Genomic DNA, 16854 nt, shown 5'->3' on the forward strand with positions numbered 1-16854 from the left:
GCTGATGATCATCCCATCAAGGCACCAATCGAGGTGTTTATCCTCCGATTAAGTCTGAAGTTCCATCGGCTCGGGCCTCAGCGGATGGAACTCGGGGCGGCCCGGTCACGACGGCTTGGGCAACGTTCTCAAAGGGAAATCGATGCTGCAGACGACCCCTGTCGGCGCGTAGCAAAGGCGAACATCGCCATTCAGTTCGCGGGCCAGGCCGCGCTCGAGAAGGCGGGTTCCGAAGCCGTTGCGGAGCGGGGGCGAGACGGCAGGACCGTCACGTTCCTCCCAGCGGATGGCAAGACAGGGACTGTCTCCGGACGGGCGCTCGGTCCAGGTGATCTCGACCCGCCCTCCGGGCTTGCTCAAGGCACCGTGCTTGACGGCATTGGTGCTGAGTTCGTGAAAGGCCATGGAAAGGCTGAGAGCGGTCTGAGGCGGCAGGCGGATGTCGGCCCCCGACAACCGAAAGGGATCGCTGCCGGTCAATCGTCCCTGATAGGGGGCGATCGCCTGCCTGAGAAGATCGACGAGACTGACGGTATCCCAGTTCTCCCGCGTCAGAATGTCGTGAGCCCGAGCCAGCGCAAAGAGGCGCTCCTCGAAGGCGCTCTTTGCGGCGAGTGCCGTGCCTTCGTCCGACAGCCGGACCTCGCGGAGGCTTTGAGCTGCGAGCGACTGGACCGTCGCCAGGGTATTTTTGACCCGGTGGTTCAGCTCGTTGATCAGCAGACGCAGGTGCTCCTCGGCGCGGGTTCTCTCCGTCACGTCGTAGAACGTGCTCATGGCCAAGGTCTCGCTGCCGATGCCTTCGACCGGCGCGGAACTGACCACCAGGCTCATGGTCCGGCCATCCGCCCGGCGGTAGACGACCTCGTCCTGATCCACGCTTACGCCGCGCAGGATGGTCCGGATGACGGATTCCTGCTCCTTACGGGGAGCCCCGCCGCGGCGCATCGCTTCGAACCTTGCCTCTCCCGGATCCTGAAGGAACGCCGCCCGCTGCCCGAGCAGATCGACGGCCATCGCGTTCTGGAAGAGGATTTCGCCCGTCGGAAGCCTTGCCAGGGTCACCCCGACGGGCATGCGCTCCAGCAGCTTTCTGAGACGCTCTTCGCTGGCCCTGACCGCATCCTCGGCGCGCCGATGCTCGGTCACGTCGATTTGCACGCCGTCCCAGATCACTTCATCTTCGGATGAGAGGCGCGGGGCCCAGATGAGCCGGCACCAGCGGATTTCGCCGCTTCGCGCGTGACGGATCGCGATCTCGACATCCAGCGGCTGGAGGTCGCGCAAAGCCGCCGTTTCGGCCGCCGCGAGCACGGGGACGTATTCGGGCAGAACCAGCTGGTAGAGAAGAGATGGGTCTTTCATGACGTCGTCCGACGCCACGCCGTTCACCGGCCGGCAGCTGCGGGAGACATAGACGAACCTGCGCTGGGATCCGTCCCTGGAGCTCACGATCTGGTAGATCATCGTCAAGGGGATGTTGTCGGCCACCGCCATCAGCCTTGCTTCGCTCTCGCGAAGGGCGTCCTCCACGGCCTTGCGATCCGTAATGTCCAGGAGCACGCCGATCATCCGGACCGGAGCGGCCTTTTCGAAGAGGATCTCCGCTCGCAGAAGGAACCATCTCCAGATGCCGTCCCCGCAGCAGAACCGGAACTCGGCATCGAAGTGTCTCTCACCGCGGGAGACCGCGTCCTCGGCGATCGCACCGAGGCGTTCCCGATCCTCCGGATGGTACCGGTTTCGAAGCTCCTGGGTGGTGAGGTCCTGGTCCGGGCGAAATCCCAGGAGCATCCTGAGCTCCCGCGAGGGATGGAGAACCCTCCCCGGAACATCGTATTCCCAGACCGCGAGGCGGCCTGCATTGATGGCCAGCCGAAGCCGGGTCTCGCTTTTGCGCAGAGCCTCTTCCGTCCGGCTCTCGCCCGTCCTGTCCCTGAACTGGACTCCAAGGCCGTCGCCGTAGCGAAACAGGCGGACCTCGCAGATCCTGTTCGGAAGCCGTGCCGATGCCGTCGTGAAGATGGCGGGGACGCCCGTTTCCAGAACCTGCTCGCAGCGCGCTTTGAGATCGCCGCCATCGGTCCAGGGAACCGCGTCCCAGATCATCGTTCCCAGCATCGCGTCCTGCGGTTTGCCGCAATAGGCCGCGGCGGCCCGGTTGACGGAGATGTAGCGCCAGTTGCGGTCGAGGGCGCAAAACGCATCGCCGATTCCCTCAAGGATGTCGGCCAGGCGCTTTTCCGCCGTAGCCGGCCCGAAAGCCGTCCCGGGCAAGCCAGGCTCTGTTGGTGCGGCGCTCTCCGCGCTTTCGTAGGAATTCAGGGTCACGGCCGATCCAGACGTCATTGCCATTCCGATGACGGGATTGCGCTCGGGGAAGCCATCATCACTCCCGGTTCAGGGGGAATTTTCTTTCTATATAACGATACAACAATTCTGGCTATCGGGCGAAAGCCTAAAATGCTGCCGGGATCCGAGGGAGGAGAGGTTGGACAACCTGGCGGGACACTCCGGAGATCGCGCTCCGGTCGCAGACCCGGTTTCGGAGCTGAAGAGGAGCGCCGGCTTCCCTTCAGCGGAGATTGAAGCGCAGAGGGACCGTGAAGGTGAACTGCTGCTGCGGCAGGGCATCCGGCGCCGCGGGAAGAGACGAGCCCGGACGCGCCGCCGCGAGGGCCGCTTCGTCGAGCAGGGGGTGCCCCGCGCTGCGGACGAGGGCGGCGCTGAGGATCCGTCCCGAGCGATCCATGGAGAACCGCACGAGGGCGATCCCGGTCGTGCTCTGGCTGCGTGCCCGATCGGGATAGCGAAGGCGGTTGCGGAGAGAGGCTGCAACGCTTGCGACATAATGGTTGAGCACGTTCGGATCCGCCGACGCGGCCGCTCCTTGCAGATTCTCGCGCGAGGATGACGCTTGCCCTCGGTGGGGATCGGCAGGTGGCGGGCTGCGCTCCGCCGTCACGCGGCGCGGCTTGGCCACGGGCTTGCGCTCCACCTCCTTGGGCGGTGCGGGCTTCACGGGTTTGGGCGCGGATTTCTCTTCGATCGGCTGGGCGACGACAGCATCTGCGGGGTCGAGGGCCGGCACGGCCTCGGGCGCAAGGCTCTCCTCCGCAGGCACGGCCTCGACCTCCGTCGCCTCCGTCAGCTCCAAGAGGGGGTCCTCGGCCATCTCCTCGACCATGTCCTCCGTGACGTCTTCGGTAACGTCCTCGACGGGCAGCGCCTCGGCCTCGACTGGCTGGACCTCGGGCGCGGCTACCTCGGCCGGCGCGACCGACTCGACATTGTCCATGGCGGGGGCGAGATCGATGGTGATCTGCTGCTCGCCGGGCGGACTCACGGCCTTCTGCGACTGCCAGAGCGCCACCGCCAGCAGCACCCCCGCATGGAGGGCGAGCGCCGTCAGAAATGCCAGGCCGACCCGGCCCGACTCCTGCATCGATCCTGTGCTCTGAGCAAACATGGGATGGCGGCCGCTTAACGATTGGACCCGCCGGGCGCCTGCGCGATCAGCGAGACTTTCTGAAAGCCCGCTGCATTGATCTGGCCCATGATTTCGACGATGCGCCCGTAAGGCACGGCTGTGTCCCCGCGCACCAGAACGACCTGCGTGGGATCGGCGCCGGCGAGATCCCTCAGGCGCGGCATGACCGCCTCGGGAGCCAGCGGCTCCTTGTCGAGGAAGGGCTGACCCTGGGCGTCGATGGTGACGACGACCGGCTGCTTCGGCTGCGAAACCTTCGGCGCGGCGGTCTTCGGCAGCTGCACGGGAACGCCGACCGTCATGAGGGGCGCCGCGACCATGAAGATGATGAGCAGCACGAGCATCACGTCGACCATGGGCGTGACGTTTATCTCGGACAGAGGGGCTGCGGTGAACTCGTCCCCTGAATCCGTCGTGCGGAGCGGTCCCATGCCCATTATTCGGCGGCCTCCGATCGGAGGTGAAGCTTGCGGTCGCGGGCCAGACGATCCCCGAGCGAGGCGATCCCCGCCGCGAAGGATTGCTGAAGGCGTCCGAGATCGGTGGTGAGCTTGTTGTAGGCGATCACGGCGGGGATCGCCGCCACGAGCCCGATGGCGGTGGCGAAGAGAGCTTCCGCAATGCCGGGAGCGACCACGGAGAGGCTCGTGTCCTGGCTCGACGCGATGGCCGAGAACGAATTCATGATACCCCAGACGGTGCCGAACAGGCCGATGAAGGGAGCGGCCGAGCCGGTGGTGGCCAGAAAGGCAAGACCCACCTGGAGCTGCCGAAGATCGACGGAGAGCGCCCCGCGCATGGCGCGCTCGATCCGCTCGCGGCGTTCCGCGCGGGTTTCCGAGGCGTCCTGATCGCGCCATGCCTCGTAGCCTGCCGCCACGATGCGACCGCTGGTTCCGGGCATCTGCGGGTCGATCTTGGCGCCGGCGCGGGCCGATGTCTCGAAGGCGCGCGCCTGCCGGCGGATGGTCATGAAACGCAGGAGCTTGTCCAGGATGATGGTCCAGCAGCCCAGGGATGCCAGTGCGAGCAGGATCATGACCCCTTTGACGATGGGGTCCGCCTGCAGAAAGAGGCTCAGGAAAGAGAGATCATGCGAGGGAGCGGCAGCGATCTGATCCATGGCGCGATCCTCACTTGGCAAAGGTGACGGCGTCGATCTTCGACGCCGTTTCGATGGCGGCCAGGCACTCCTCCCGCGAGGAGGCTGCACCGTCGCAGGCCACGACGTCGTTGAGGAGGACGCTCCCGATCCGCGGACAGCTCAGGCCCGGGAAGTCGAAGAGCTTGATGAGTTTCTTGCTGCCCGGCACGGGGCCCACTTCCACGGCGAGCCGCTTGGCGGCGACGCCGTCCTTGTCGAGGGCGAACAGATCGAGTTTGAGCGAACGCCAGGATTCCTGCTGCCGGTTGTCGATCATGAAATAGGTGCGGCAGTTTTCCCCGGCCGCTTCGATCTTGTTCAGCTCGACGCGCAGGGGCGTCGCGCCCTTCGAGGCTTCCTGGGCGACCGTCATGGTGCTGAAGCAGGCGATCGCGGAGATGCAGGCAGCCCCCCTGATGGTCGACGTCACGGCATTCCGCCTGTTCCAGCGCATGGCCACAATCTCCTTGGACCGGCAAGCATCTCGGATGCGGCGAGCGCCCGGATGCAGCCTCCAGTAAAGGCGCCGATCGCAAAAACTCGTCGGCAACTTCGATCAATCGCAGGCCGTCCGATCGAGATCAGTCGGCGACAATCTGGAGATATCTGAAAGAAGATAGGAAGATCAAGGCTTTGAGAGTAAGTCAGATCTATTCTAAAAAAGCCTCTACTGCTTTGAGTTTCGAGTGGGAATGGCTTCTTTATAAACGCTTCAAAGTGTTTTTCTTCTCCGTCGGGCCCGGTCTGTTGTGCAAATGGCTGCCTCTCGAGGTGGGATGGCCGCCTGCCGCCTGCCGCCTGCCGCCGAGCCGTGACGTTCGTTTATGGAAGTTCTTTTATGAAGGAGGCCGCCACGTGCCCGAGAGCACCGCCAGGACAGCGATGATCCATTACAGATCTGTAATGCGACTGTAAGCATGGCGTTGCTCCGGCACGCCTAGGCTCATGACGAAGCGGCGGGCCGTCGAATCCTCAGCTCACATGCTGATGGGCAATGAGGGCTTCGGGGCCTCAAGGAATTGGCGGCCCGCAAGCCACCCGGCCATCCACCGGGACATTGTTGGATTTTCGCGATTGCATCGAACCAAGTGGAGCCATGCCGATGATTATGGAACGGAGTTCGATCATGGACGAAGCCCTGCCTGTTGCGGCTCATTCCATCAGCGAGATCAAGGACGCGGTGCGGGAACTCAGGGATTCGATGCCCGACAGTGTGCTGGCCAAACTTGCAGAGCAGAAGATCGAGAGGCTCGAACGGGAGCGGCCGACGGATCCCGGCATCGGCGACGAGGGCATCGCCGGCTTTCGCGGGCTGTGAAACCCGTTCCGTCCTCTGGTACTCTGCGGGAAAGGGCCTGCCTCGTCCCGGGTTGCCGTTCCTGACGGTGTGCCACGTGTCCGCCATCACTCAGGAAGAAGGATCAAAAGACATGGTTTCGACCGAAGCCGAGGTCGCCACGGCGAATGCGAGCCGATACCTGCAGCAGCTGAGCAAGCACTGGTCGCATAAATTCGTCGTGACGTTCGACGAGACGAAGAGCACGATTATCTTTGCCGAGGACCGGAAGGCCGAGCTCACGGCCGCGCCGGATCGTCTTCGGATCAGGCTCAGGGTGCCGGACGAAGAAACACGGGATCGGATGCGCCGGGTTCTCGAGGAGCATCTGAACCGTTTCGCATTCAGGGAGGCCCTCGAATACCGGTGGACATGATGACCATGAACCCCGGACGCTCGCGACATCTCCGTCGGAGCTACAGCATCGGACACGGGAAGTGGATTTGCACTTTTGGGACCCATCCGATGCTTCCTCCTTGAATGAGAGCATCGTTCGGGCGGACCCGAAGGGCCGCGTCAGCGAATACCGGATCCACTTTTCGCTAGAGCATCGAACGCAAAAGTGGGAACCGATTTTGCGTGAAAAGATGCTCAAGACCATAGACTTATAGCGTCGGACGTGAGTTCGATTTCACGCCCGACGCTGTAGCGCGGCCCGCTGGGTCCGCACGATGCACTAATGCGCTCGCCTCGCCTGACGGCCTCTTGACGCACGCCGGCCAGTGCTCACTCCCTCGCGTCGACGGAAGGGGTTCCGTAGGTGTGGAAGGATTCGACCGTCTTCATGCCCCAGGCCTGGCCCTTCTTCCGCTCTTCCTCCGTCCAGACGATCGGCTTCCAATCCGGAGCCAGGATGAGGCGTGCGCCCGCGTTGCACACCTCGACGCGGTTGCCGCCCGGTTCGTAGACGTACAGGAAGAACGTCTGCTGCACGGCATGCTTGTGCGGGCCGGATTCGATCGGGACGCCGGCCTCCAGGAAGATGTCGGCTGCTCTGAGGACGTCCTCGCGGCTGTCGAGGGCATAGGTCAGGTGGTGAAAGCGTCCCTTCGCTCCCGTATGGTCGCGGGTATACGCGAAATCGTAGCTCTTGTTGGTGACCGTCATCCACATGCCGGCCTCCGTGCCGTCATTCATGACGATCTGCTCGGTGAGGCGGCATCCCAGATACTCCTCGAAGAAGATGCGGTTCGCCCGGACGTCGGATGCGAGGCAGTTGACGTGGTCGAGCCTGCGCACGTTGACGCCGCGCGCCGGGAAGCGCTGCGCCTGGTTCTTCAGGGCGGGCTTCAGCTCGGGCGGCGGTGCATACCATTCAGTCTCGTAATAGAGCTCGATCGCGTGGCCGTCGGGATCCTGGCAGCGGAAAGCCGGTCCGTGGCCGAGATCGCCATCCGTCCAGCCGATATCGTAGCCGGATCCCTTCAGGGCGGCGACGCGCCGCTCCAGCGCCTGCGGACTGCGCGTGCGGAAAGCCATGTGCCCCATACCGGGCTTCTTCGCCGCCGTGAGCTTCAAGGTATGATGCTCGTAATCGTCCCAGCCGCGAAGATAGACGGAATCTCCCTGGCGGCCGCTCTCCGTCATTCCCATGACATCGACGAAGAAACGCAGGCTCTCGTCCGGCCTGGGCGTGAGCATTTCAAGATGGCTCAGATGGGCAAGATCGAGCACGGGTTCGGGCGGCATTCTCAATGTCCTTCTCAGGAAGTCCTGTTGCGCGTTTCCTCCAAAGTCGGGCGGGCGGGTCGAGAGCGCGAGAACGGTTCTTTCGTCTCTCCAAACCCGATGTCGTCGTGTGGGGACACGCAATCGTCAAGCGCCTCAACCTGCCCGATGCCGCAGGATGTAACAAATGGCTTTTTTGGCACCTTCCGTGAATTCGATTCATGAGCGTCTGCCCCTTATCGCGCGGCCGCAGGTGCCGTGCCTCACGCGAAGGTCCGGACGACGATCCTTCGGAATTCATCGGCGAGGGGGGACAGGGGAACCCCGCGCTTCGAGACGATGCCGAGTTGGCGGGTCACGCTCGGATTCTTCAAGGGGACCAGCCTGAGACCGCGCTCGTCGACCGTATCCATGGAGAGGCGCGGCACCACCGTCAAAGCGACGCCGGTCCTGACCAGGGCGACGGCCGTTTGGATGTGCTGGACCTCGAAGCGCCAGCACTGAGACTCGCGCCGGCTCCCCAGGGCGTCGTCGATGATGATCCTGTTGCCGGCGCGGGCGCTGATCCTGATCAGGGGCTCCTCGGCGATATCCGACCAGCTCAGGGAGGTGTGCGAGGCCAGGGGATGGTCCTTCGGGCATACCAGCACGAAGGAATCCTTGATCAGCAGCTCGATATCGAAGTCCCATCGATGGGCCGCCACCATGGTGATGCCGAATTCGACCGCGCCCGACTGGACGAGTTCGGCGATCTCCGAGGCGGAGTTGTCGTAGATGCGGACGAAGACGTCCGGGTGCCGTTCCTGAAAACACTGCAGCGCCTGCGGCAGCCGCCCGGATGCGACCGTGGGAAGGCAGCCGATCGCGAGGGTCTCCTGGCGGCTGCGTCCCGCCCGGCGGAGTTCGTCCAGCGAGCCCGCCAGGCCCTCGATGGTTTCCTTCACCTTGGGCAGGAGGCCGAGGCCGGCCTGGGTCAGCGAAACCTCCCGGGTCGTCCGGGACAGGAGCTTGACGCCGAGATCCTCCTCGAGCTTGCGGATGCGATGGCTGAGGGCCGTCTGCGACAGGTTCAGATGGGCCGCAGCATGCTGAAAGCTGCCGCGCTCGGCGATGGCGACGAAAGCGTGAAGACCCAGAAAATCGATACGCATACCAAGCTCCGGCAGGGGCCGTTCTCATCGGGGGACGATCGAGCCCCAATAGCAGCATGAGTTATATTCATGAATAGTGCAAAATAAACCATTTGCTTCAGGTCGCGTTTGCTGGCGTGCTGATGGTGAAGCCACAACGCCATGAACCTGCGCGAAGACGCGGGGCGACGTGGGAGGAGACTTTGCTATGACCGACAGCCCGAGCCCGTCCCGCGGGTCGATCCGTCCGGACATGACGCGCCGCGGCGTCCTTCGGGGAGCGGCGGTCTGCGCCGCGGCCGCTTTGCGCCCGGGGCGGGCTGCGGCGCAAACCTATCCGAGCCGCAACATCCTTCTGGTGGTTCCGTTCACGCCCGGTGGATCGACCGATATCCTGGCCCGGCTTCTCGGGCAGAGGCTCGAGACCGCCTTGAAAGTTCCGGTCATCGTCGAATCCAGACCCGGGGCGGGTGGCTCCGTCGGCGTGGGATCGGTGGCTCGCGCCGATGCCGACGGGCATACGCTCGTGATGGGCCATATCGGGACATTGGCCGTGAACCCGGCCCTTTATCCAAAGCTTCCGTACGATCCTCTGAAGAGCTTCGAGCCCGTCAGCGGCATCGGGAACGTGCACAACATGCTCGTCGTCCATCCGGATGTTCCGGCCAGGACGCTTCAGGAGCTGGTCGCTTATGCCAAGCAAAAGCCCGGAGAGCTGAATTACGCGTCGGGCGGCATCGGGAGCGCCGCCCATATCGCGATGGTGGCCCTTGCCGACCGGGCCGGCATCACCATGACCCACGTGCCCTATCGGGGCACCGCGCCGGCCGTGACGGACCTGCTCGGCGGGCGCGTGCAGCTCACCTTCACGGGAGCGCCCAATCTCGTCCAGCATGTGGAGGCCGGCACGATGCGCGCCCTCGCGGTCTCCGGATCGTCGCGCCTGAAGGCGGCTCCCACGGTCCCGACGGTCGCGGAATCGGGTTATCCCGGGTTCGAGGCGTCCCAATGGTACGGGATCCTGGCGCCGGCCGGCACGCCGAAACCCGTGATCGAGACGCTCAACGCCGAAATCCGGACCGCGATGGCGGCTCCCGAGATTGCCGAAAGATTGTCTCTTGAAGGCGCCGAAGTCTGGACCAATACTCCGCAGGAGTTCCGCGAGCACATCACGAAGGAAATGGCGCGCTGGGGGGATCTCGTAAAGCGAACGGGGATCAAGGCCGAATAGCCTGCGAAAGAGCGGGCTGATTTCGGCCCGAGGCCTTCAAGGAATGGCCGGGGGAGAACATGTCCCGACGGGGCCGAAGGGCTTTGCGCCCGGCACTCTCTACCGGTTGCGGCATCTCGCGATGCAGCGGATTTTAAAAGAGAAGGCAGGAAATGCCGAAGAGGGAGGGAAGAACCATGCGACGTAGAACTGTTCTGAGCGCAGCGGGTGCCGCTCTGGCCATGCTGGCTCTCGGGGGCGCGGCATCGGCCCAGGAGGCAATGAGGATCGGCCTGATCCTGCCGATGACGGGGCCCTTCGCGTCGACCGGCCGGCAGATCGAAGCCGCCGTGAAACTCTACATGCAGCAGAATGGCGACACGGTCGCGGGCAAGAAGGTCCAGCTCATCGTCAAGGACGACACGGGCGTCGCCGACGTGACCAAGCGGCTCGCGCAGGAGCTCATCGTCAACGACAAGGTCGGCGTGATCGCGGGGTTCGGGCTGACGCCTCTCGCCCTCGCGCCCGCGCCGCTCGCGACCCAGGCGAAGGTGCCTGCCGTCGTCATGGCGGCGGCCACCGCCACGATCACCGAGGCATCCCCCTATATCGTGCGCACGAGCTTCACGCTGCCCCAGGCCACCGTGCCGCTGGCGGAATGGGCCTCGGCGAACGGCATCAAGAAGGTCGTCACCCTGGTCTCCGATTACGGACCGGGGATCGACGCCGAGAAGGCGTTCTCCGGAGCTTTCTCGGCCAAGGGCGGTCAGGTGGAGAGCCTGCGCGTGCCGCTGGCGAACCCCGACTTCTCGCCCTTCCTGCAGAAGGTCGCCGATGCCAAGCCCGATGCGCTCTTCGTGTTCGTGCCCTCCGGCGTCGGCGCGCAGTTCATGAAGCAGTTCGTCGAGCGCGGCCTCGACAAGAGCGGCATCAAACTGATCGGCCCCGGCGACGTGACGGATGACGATATCCTCAACGGCATGGGGGATGTCGCACTGGGCGCCATCACCACCCAGCATTATTCGACGGCGCATGACAGCCCGGAGAACAAGGCTTTCGTGGAGGCATTCAAGAAAGCCAACAACGGCATGCGGCCGAACTTCATGGCGGTGGGCGGCTATGACGGCATGCACCTGATCTACGAGGGCCTGAAGAAGACCGGCGGGGCCGGCGGCGAAGCGCTGATCACCGCCATGAAGGGCCTGAGCTGGACGAGCCCGCGCGGCCCGGTCGCGATCGATCCGCAGACCCGCGACATCGTCCAGAACATCTATGTGCGCAAGGTCGAGCGGGTGAACGGCGAGCTCTACAACGTCGAGTTCGCCACCATTCCGAACGTCAAGGACCCGGTCAAGGCCGCCAAGTCCAACTGATCGACCAACGGACGGAAGCGCCGCCGCGAAGGCGGCGCTTCCGTCAGCATTTTCGGAGACCCCGTGCTCACCATCCTTTTCGACGGCATCGCCTATGGCATGCTGCTCTTCGTCCTGGCCTGCGGGCTGGCCGTGACCCTCGGGCTGATGAACTTCGTCAATCTCGCCCACGGGGCCTTCGCCATGGCGGGCGGCTACGTGACCGCCGTCCTGATGAATCGCTACGGCATGCCGTTCCTGGCGACGCTGCCGCTCGCCTTCATCGTTCCGGCCCTTGCAGGGCTCGTGCTCGAGCGCACCCTCTACAGGCAGCTCTATGCCCGCAGCCATCTCGACCAGGTGCTGTTCTCGATCGGCCTGGTCTTCATGGCGGTGGCCGCCGTCGATTACGCCATGGGCTCTCAGCAGCAGCTGATCCAGCTGCCCTCCTGGCTGCAGGGGCGCGTCGATCTGTTCGGCATCCAGGTCGGGCTCTATCGCAGTTTCATCATCGCGGTCTGCGGGATCCTGGTCGTCGCGCTGCAGCTCGTCCTGACCAGAACGCGCTTCGGCAGCCGCCTCAGGGCCGCCGTCGACGATCCGCGGGTGGCCCGCGGGCTCGGGATCAATGTGAGCCTGATCTTCGCCGCGACCTTCGCGGTCGGCTCGGGCCTCGCGGGGCTCGGCGGCGCGCTCGGTGCGGAAATCCTGGGGCTCGATCCGACCTTCCCGTTGAAATTCATGATCTACTTCCTGATCGTCGTCACGGTGGGCGGAACGACGAGCATCACCGGTCCGTTCCTGGCCTCTCTTATTCTCGGCATCGCCGACGTGGCGGGCAAATATTACGTCCCGAGCCTGGGGGCATTCGTCATTTATACGCTCATGATCGTCGTTCTCATTCTTCGACCGCAAGGACTCTTCGCCCGTGCACGCTGATCCGACTGCAAAGGCCGCGCCCTCGTCGACCATGACCGATTTCGTCCGCAGGAGCCTGGTTCGGAAGGGTCGTTGGGGCGTCGCCGAGATCGCCTTCTGGGCCGTCGCGGCCGCGACCCTGTTCTTCCTGCCCGAACGCCATCTCATCCTCAACGAGATCGCGATCATCGGCTTGTTCGCGGTCTCCCTCGATCTGATCCTGGGTTATGCCGGAATCGTGTCCCTGGGCCACGCGGCCTTTTTCGGACTGGGCGCCTATGCGGCCGGCATCGTGGCGAAGCACGGCTGGACCGATCCGCTGCTGGGACTGGCGGCCGCCGCGGTCGCGGCCGCGTTTCTGGGCTTCGTCACGAGCTTTCTCGTGCTGCGCGGAACCGACCTCACGAAGCTCATGGTGACGCTCGGCGTCGCGCTTCTGCTCGGAGAGATCGCCAACCAGGCCTCCTGGCTGACCGGCGGCGCCGACGGTCTCCAGGGCATCACGATGGGGCCCGTTCTCGGCCGGTTCGAGTTCGACATCTTCGGAACGACGGCCTATGCCTACAGTCTCACGGTGGCCTTCGTGCTCTTCGTGATCGCGCGGCGGATCGTCGTCTCGCCGTTCGGGCTTTCGCTTCGCTCGATCCGCGATAACCCGCTTCGCGCCCGCGCGGTTGGCATTCCGGTCAATCGCCGCCTCGTGGCGGTCTACACGCTGGCGGCGGCCTACGCGGGCGTCGCCGGAGGGCTCCTGGCGCAGACCACCCAGTTCGTGTCGCTGGACGTGCTCGCTTTCCACCGCTCCGCCGATATCATGCTCGTTCTGGTGATCGGGGGTGTCGGCTATCTGTACGGCGGGCTTCTCGGCGCCATCGGGTTCAAGGTGCTGCAGGACATCCTTTCCGCCTGGACGCCGCAATACTGGCAGTTCTGGATCGGGCTGATCCTGGTGGTGCTCGTGCTCGTGGGACGCGAGCGTCTGACGGGCTCGATCAAGGCCCTGCGGCCACGTCCGAAGGCGCAACCCGCCGAGCAGGCACAGGCCCTGCCGGCCACGACGGCGCGGGAGGTGTGACATGGCGGCCGCTCTCGAAACCCGAGGCCTCGTGAAACGCTTCGGCGGTCTCGTGGCCACCGACAATGTCACGTTCCGGCTGGAGCAGGGCGCGCGCCATGCTCTCATCGGCCCGAACGGTGCGGGCAAGACGACCTTCATCAATCTTCTCACGGGAGTGCTGACGCCGACCTCGGGGCAGATCCTACTGGCGGGATCCGACATCACGCGCATGCGGCCGGAGCGCCGGGTCCAGCAGGGCTTGGCCCGCACGTTCCAGATCAACCAGCTCTTTCCGGCGATGACGCCCCTGGAGACTATCGGTCTCGCCGTATCGGAGCGCATGGGGGGAGGGCGCGACTGGTGGCGCGTCACGGGCAGCCATCGCGCGATCGTGGACGAGATCGCCGAGATCGCCCAGCGCTTCCGTCTGACCGACGTGCTCGACGAGCGCACGTCGAACCTGGCCTACGGCAAGCAGCGCCTTCTCGAAATCGCCGTCGCCTTCGCGTGCCGCCCGCGGGTGCTGCTTCTCGACGAGCCCGCGGCCGGCGTGCCGGAGGCGGAGCGCCAGGAACTGCTCGCCACGGTGGCGGCCCTGCCGCGCGACGTCTCCGTGCTTCTCATCGAACACGACATGGATCTCGTCTTCAGTTTCGCCGACCGCATCTCCGTTCTCGTCAACGGGGCGCTCTTCACCGAAGGCACCGTCGCGGAAGTCTCGTCCGATCCGCGCGTGCGCGCGGTCTATCTCGGAGAAAGCGTCGATGAGTGACCTTCTCGATCTGCAGCAGGTGTCGGCGGGTTATGGCGAGGCCATCGTCATCACGAGGATCGATCTGCGCCTGCAACCCGGCGAATCCCTTGCGGTTCTGGGGCGCAACGGAACCGGCAAGACCACCCTGCTCAACACGATCATCGGCGTGACGCGCCACCGGGGTGGAACCATCGCGCTGGCAGGCCGAAACGTGACGGGCCTGCGTCCGGACATGCGGGCGCTCGCAGGCATCGGCTGGGTGCCGCAGGAGCGCAACATCTTCAAGTCGCTGACGGTCGAGGAGAATCTGACCGCCGTGGCCCGTCACGGCCTCTGGACGGTGTCCCGCGTCTACGAGATGTTCCCGCGCCTGAAAGAGCGCCGCGCCAATATGGGAAACCAGCTCTCGGGGGGCGAGCAGCAGATGCTGGCGATCGCGCGGGCGCTCGTCCTGAACCCGAAGCTCCTGCTGCTCGACGAACCCACGGAGGGGCTTGCTCCGATCATCGTCGACGAATTGCTGGCGGCCCTGAAGCGCATCATCCGGGACGAAGGCATGTCGGCCATCGTGGTGGAACAGCATGCCCAGAAAGTCCTAGGCGTGACGGATAGCGCCGTCATCCTCGATCGCGGTACGATCGTTCATGCCGGATCGAGTCGATCCCTGATCGAGAATCCCGCGCCCCTCGAACAGCACCTGGGAGTCACGGCCAGGAAGACGCCACGCCGGGCCGCCAATCACTGAAAACACTACCGGAGGACAAGTCCATGCAGCGCACCCAACCACCTTTTCGAGCCGATATGGTCGGCAGCCTTCTGCGGACGGGGGCGCTGAAGGATGCGCGGCACCGGCACCATGACGGGCAGCTTTCGGATGCGGGCCTGAAGGAGATCGAGGATCAGGAGATCCGCAAGATCATCAAGCGCCAGGAAGAGATCGGCCTTCAGGCTGTCACGGACGGCGAGTTCCGCCGGGCCTTCTGGCATTTCGACTTCCTGGAGCATCTCGACGGCGTGACCTCGATCGAGGCCGATTCCGGCATGAACTTCAAGGGTGGCGTCGGCATCACCAAGGCCCTGCGGGTGACCGGCAAGGTAGGCTTCTCCAGCCATCCGATGATCGACCATTTCCGCTTCGTGAAGGACAATACGAGCCGCGTCGCCAAGATGACGATCCCCGGTCCGAGCATGCTCCATTACCGCGGCGGCCGGAAAATGATGAATGTCGGGGTCTATCCGGAGATGGACCAGTTCTATGCCGATGTGGGCGCGGCCTACAACAAGGCCGTGCACGCCTTCTACGACGCGGGCTGCCGTTATCTTCAGTTCGACGACATCTCGTTCGCCTATCTGTGCGATCCCGATCAGCGCGAGATGCTGCGCCAGCGCGGCGACGATCCGGAAAGGCAGCCGGACATCTATGCCGGCATGGTGCGCGAGGCCCTCAAGGACAAGCCCGAGGATCTCACGATCACCATGCACCTGTGCCGGGGGAATTTCCGCTCCACCTTCATCGCCTCGGGCGGCTACGAGCCCGTGGCCGAGACGCTGTTCAACGCCATGCCGGTCGACGGCTACTTCATGGAATGGGACACGGATCGGGCGGGCGGTTTCGAGCCCCTGCGTTTCCTGCCCAAGGGCAAGACCGTGGTTCTCGGTCTCGTCACGTCCAAGACGGGCACGCTGGAGAGCAAGGACGATATCAAGCGCCGGATCGACGAGGCCACGAAATATGTCGGTCTCGACCAGCTCTGCCTTTCGCCGCAATGCGGCTTCGCCTCGACCGAGGAGGGCAATGTCCTCGCGGAGGACGAGCAATGGGCGAAGCTGCGCATGATCGTGGAGATCGCCCAGGAGGTCTGGGGATAAGGGTTCCGACCCTGCCTTGCAGGCGGCCCACGCGCTGCAAGGCAGGACGGGCGTGTCGTTCGAGAGTCTTTTCGACAGCGCCGCTCAGGGCTTCATCTGTGCCACGGCCGCTTTCGCATCGTCGAGACCCGGCGCGTCGATGTGGCGGTAGCGGGCCTGCACCAGGCCATAGAGGCCGAAGGCGAAAAGGCCGATCGCCGTGAGCGCCAGAAGGATCCAGCCATAGGGCTGGCGCTGCAGGGCCTTGAGGGCGCCCCCAAGGCCGTGGACCTCCGCGGACGAATGGTTGAGAGCGGCCAGGATCAGGAATCCGCCGACGATCACGAAGACGACGCCGCGGGCGGCAAAGCCCATGCGCCCGAGGAAGGCGATCCAGTTCTTCCTGTCGGGCGGCAGGACGAGATAGGCGGCAACGTTGCCGCGCCACGCCTTCCAGGCGAAGCCGAGCCCGGTCGCCGCGATGCCGACCCCGATGAGCCCCACCAGCCAGGGGCCGAGGGGCTTGCTCATGAGCCAGACGGTCCAGTCCTGGGCGGATTGGTCTTCACCGCCCCCGGAGCCTTGGCCCAGTGCAAGGTTCAGCGCGGAGAGCGCAAGGCCGGCATAGATCGCGCCGCCGATCAGGTGCCCGGCTCTGATCGCCCAGCCTTTCACGTCGGATCCGCGCCGGTCGGTATCGGTGAGGGCCTCCACCACGCGCCAGGTGCAGAATCCGAAGAGGCCGAGCGCGATCAGAACCAGCCAGACCTGCCCGAAAGGCTGCGCGAGCAGCGCCTGCAATGCGGACCGGCTGCCGCCGGCCTGACCGCCAGAGCCGAAGGCCGCGAGAAGGGCCAGACCTCCGACGAGCCCGTAAACGACTCCGCGCGCGCCATAGCCGAACCGGGCCAATGTCTCGAGGGGGTTGAACGTGGGGTTCGACATCA

Annotated in this window: 17 protein-coding genes; 9 read left to right on the forward strand and 8 right to left on the reverse strand. The window is 64.8% G+C overall.

Going from position 1 to position 16854, the window contains the following annotated elements:
* Positions 1-105: 105 nt before the first annotated feature.
* The 5 genes from AB8841_RS10995 to AB8841_RS11015 all read right to left on the reverse strand — a co-directional run bounded on the left by AB8841_RS10995 (position 106) and on the right by AB8841_RS11015 (position 5088).
* Positions 106-2331 carry a PAS domain S-box protein gene (locus AB8841_RS10995; protein ID WP_370435893.1) on the reverse strand — a complete coding sequence of 742 codons (2226 nt, stop codon included), beginning with the start codon at positions 2329-2331 and terminating at the stop codon, positions 106-108.
* A gap of 244 nt (positions 2332-2575) precedes the next feature.
* Positions 2576-3445: a TonB family protein gene (locus tag AB8841_RS11000; RefSeq protein WP_370435894.1), complete on the reverse strand. Its 870-nt coding sequence runs from the start codon at positions 3443-3445 to the stop codon at positions 2576-2578.
* A gap of 38 nt (positions 3446-3483) precedes the next feature.
* On the reverse strand, positions 3484-3927 hold the full coding sequence (locus AB8841_RS11005) for an ExbD/TolR family protein (RefSeq protein ID WP_370435895.1): 444 nt from the start codon (positions 3925-3927) through the stop codon (positions 3484-3486).
* A complete protein-coding gene (locus tag AB8841_RS11010) occupies positions 3927-4613 on the reverse strand; it encodes a MotA/TolQ/ExbB proton channel family protein (protein WP_370435896.1) in 687 nt (228 codons plus the stop codon). Before AB8841_RS11010 ends, AB8841_RS11005 begins: the two co-directional genes overlap by 1 nt.
* Before the next feature lie 10 nt (positions 4614-4623).
* A complete protein-coding gene (locus AB8841_RS11015) occupies positions 4624-5088 on the reverse strand; it encodes a Tat pathway signal protein (RefSeq protein ID WP_370435897.1) in 465 nt (154 codons plus the stop codon).
* Positions 5089-5760: 672 nt separating this feature from the next.
* On the opposite strand from AB8841_RS11015, the gene AB8841_RS11020 reads away from it, so the two are divergent.
* Positions 5761-5952, forward strand: a complete 192-nt coding sequence (locus AB8841_RS11020; protein ID WP_370435898.1) for a hypothetical protein — start codon at positions 5761-5763, stop codon at positions 5950-5952.
* A gap of 112 nt (positions 5953-6064) precedes the next feature.
* Complete coding sequence (locus tag AB8841_RS11025; protein WP_370435899.1) at positions 6065-6346, forward strand: DUF2218 domain-containing protein; 282 nt, start codon at positions 6065-6067, stop codon at positions 6344-6346.
* 350 nt (positions 6347-6696) lie between these two features.
* Here the strand turns inward: AB8841_RS11025 and AB8841_RS11030 are convergent, their stop codons facing one another.
* Together AB8841_RS11030 and AB8841_RS11035 are read right to left on the reverse strand one after the other, a co-directional pair.
* Positions 6697-7659 (reverse strand): catechol 2,3-dioxygenase, encoded by a 963-nt coding sequence (locus tag AB8841_RS11030; protein WP_370435900.1) that lies wholly within the window; start codon positions 7657-7659, stop codon positions 6697-6699.
* A 242-nt stretch (positions 7660-7901) separates the two neighbouring features.
* Entirely contained in the window at positions 7902-8789 is an 888-nt protein-coding gene (locus AB8841_RS11035; protein WP_370435901.1) for a LysR family transcriptional regulator, read from the reverse strand.
* 187 nt (positions 8790-8976) lie between these two features.
* Between AB8841_RS11035 and AB8841_RS11040 the strand changes: the two genes are divergently transcribed.
* The 7 genes from AB8841_RS11040 (at position 8977) to AB8841_RS11070 (ending at position 15928) form a co-directional block, all read left to right on the forward strand.
* Positions 8977-9999: a Bug family tripartite tricarboxylate transporter substrate binding protein gene (locus AB8841_RS11040; protein WP_370435902.1), complete on the forward strand. Its 1023-nt coding sequence runs from the start codon at positions 8977-8979 to the stop codon at positions 9997-9999.
* A gap of 176 nt (positions 10000-10175) precedes the next feature.
* A complete protein-coding gene (locus tag AB8841_RS11045; protein WP_370435903.1) occupies positions 10176-11351 on the forward strand; it encodes an ABC transporter substrate-binding protein in 1176 nt (391 codons plus the stop codon).
* Between the two features lie 63 nt (positions 11352-11414).
* Positions 11415-12269 carry a branched-chain amino acid ABC transporter permease gene (locus tag AB8841_RS11050; protein WP_370435904.1) on the forward strand — a complete coding sequence of 285 codons (855 nt, stop codon included), beginning with the start codon at positions 11415-11417 and terminating at the stop codon, positions 12267-12269.
* A 31-nt stretch (positions 12270-12300) separates the two neighbouring features.
* Positions 12301-13323, forward strand: coding sequence for a branched-chain amino acid ABC transporter permease (locus AB8841_RS11055; RefSeq protein ID WP_370439244.1), 1023 nt, complete (start codon positions 12301-12303; stop codon positions 13321-13323).
* 1 nt (position 13324) lies between these two features.
* A complete protein-coding gene (locus AB8841_RS11060) occupies positions 13325-14077 on the forward strand; it encodes an ABC transporter ATP-binding protein (RefSeq protein WP_370435905.1) in 753 nt (250 codons plus the stop codon).
* Positions 14070-14804 (forward strand): ABC transporter ATP-binding protein, encoded by a 735-nt coding sequence (locus tag AB8841_RS11065; protein WP_370435906.1) that lies wholly within the window; start codon positions 14070-14072, stop codon positions 14802-14804. Before AB8841_RS11060 ends, AB8841_RS11065 begins: the two co-directional genes overlap by 8 nt.
* 23 nt (positions 14805-14827) lie before the next feature.
* Entirely contained in the window at positions 14828-15928 is a 1101-nt protein-coding gene (locus AB8841_RS11070) for a 5-methyltetrahydropteroyltriglutamate--homocysteine S-methyltransferase (protein WP_370435907.1), read from the forward strand.
* An 84-nt stretch (positions 15929-16012) separates the two neighbouring features.
* On the opposite strand, the gene AB8841_RS11075 is transcribed toward AB8841_RS11070, so the two are convergent.
* On the reverse strand, positions 16013-16852 hold the full coding sequence (locus AB8841_RS11075) for a DUF1206 domain-containing protein (protein ID WP_370435908.1): 840 nt from the start codon (positions 16850-16852) through the stop codon (positions 16013-16015).
* Positions 16853-16854 lie beyond the last annotated feature (2 nt).

Source organism: Microvirga sp. TS319, assembly GCF_041276405.1.
Lineage (GTDB): Bacteria > Pseudomonadota > Alphaproteobacteria > Rhizobiales > Beijerinckiaceae > Microvirga.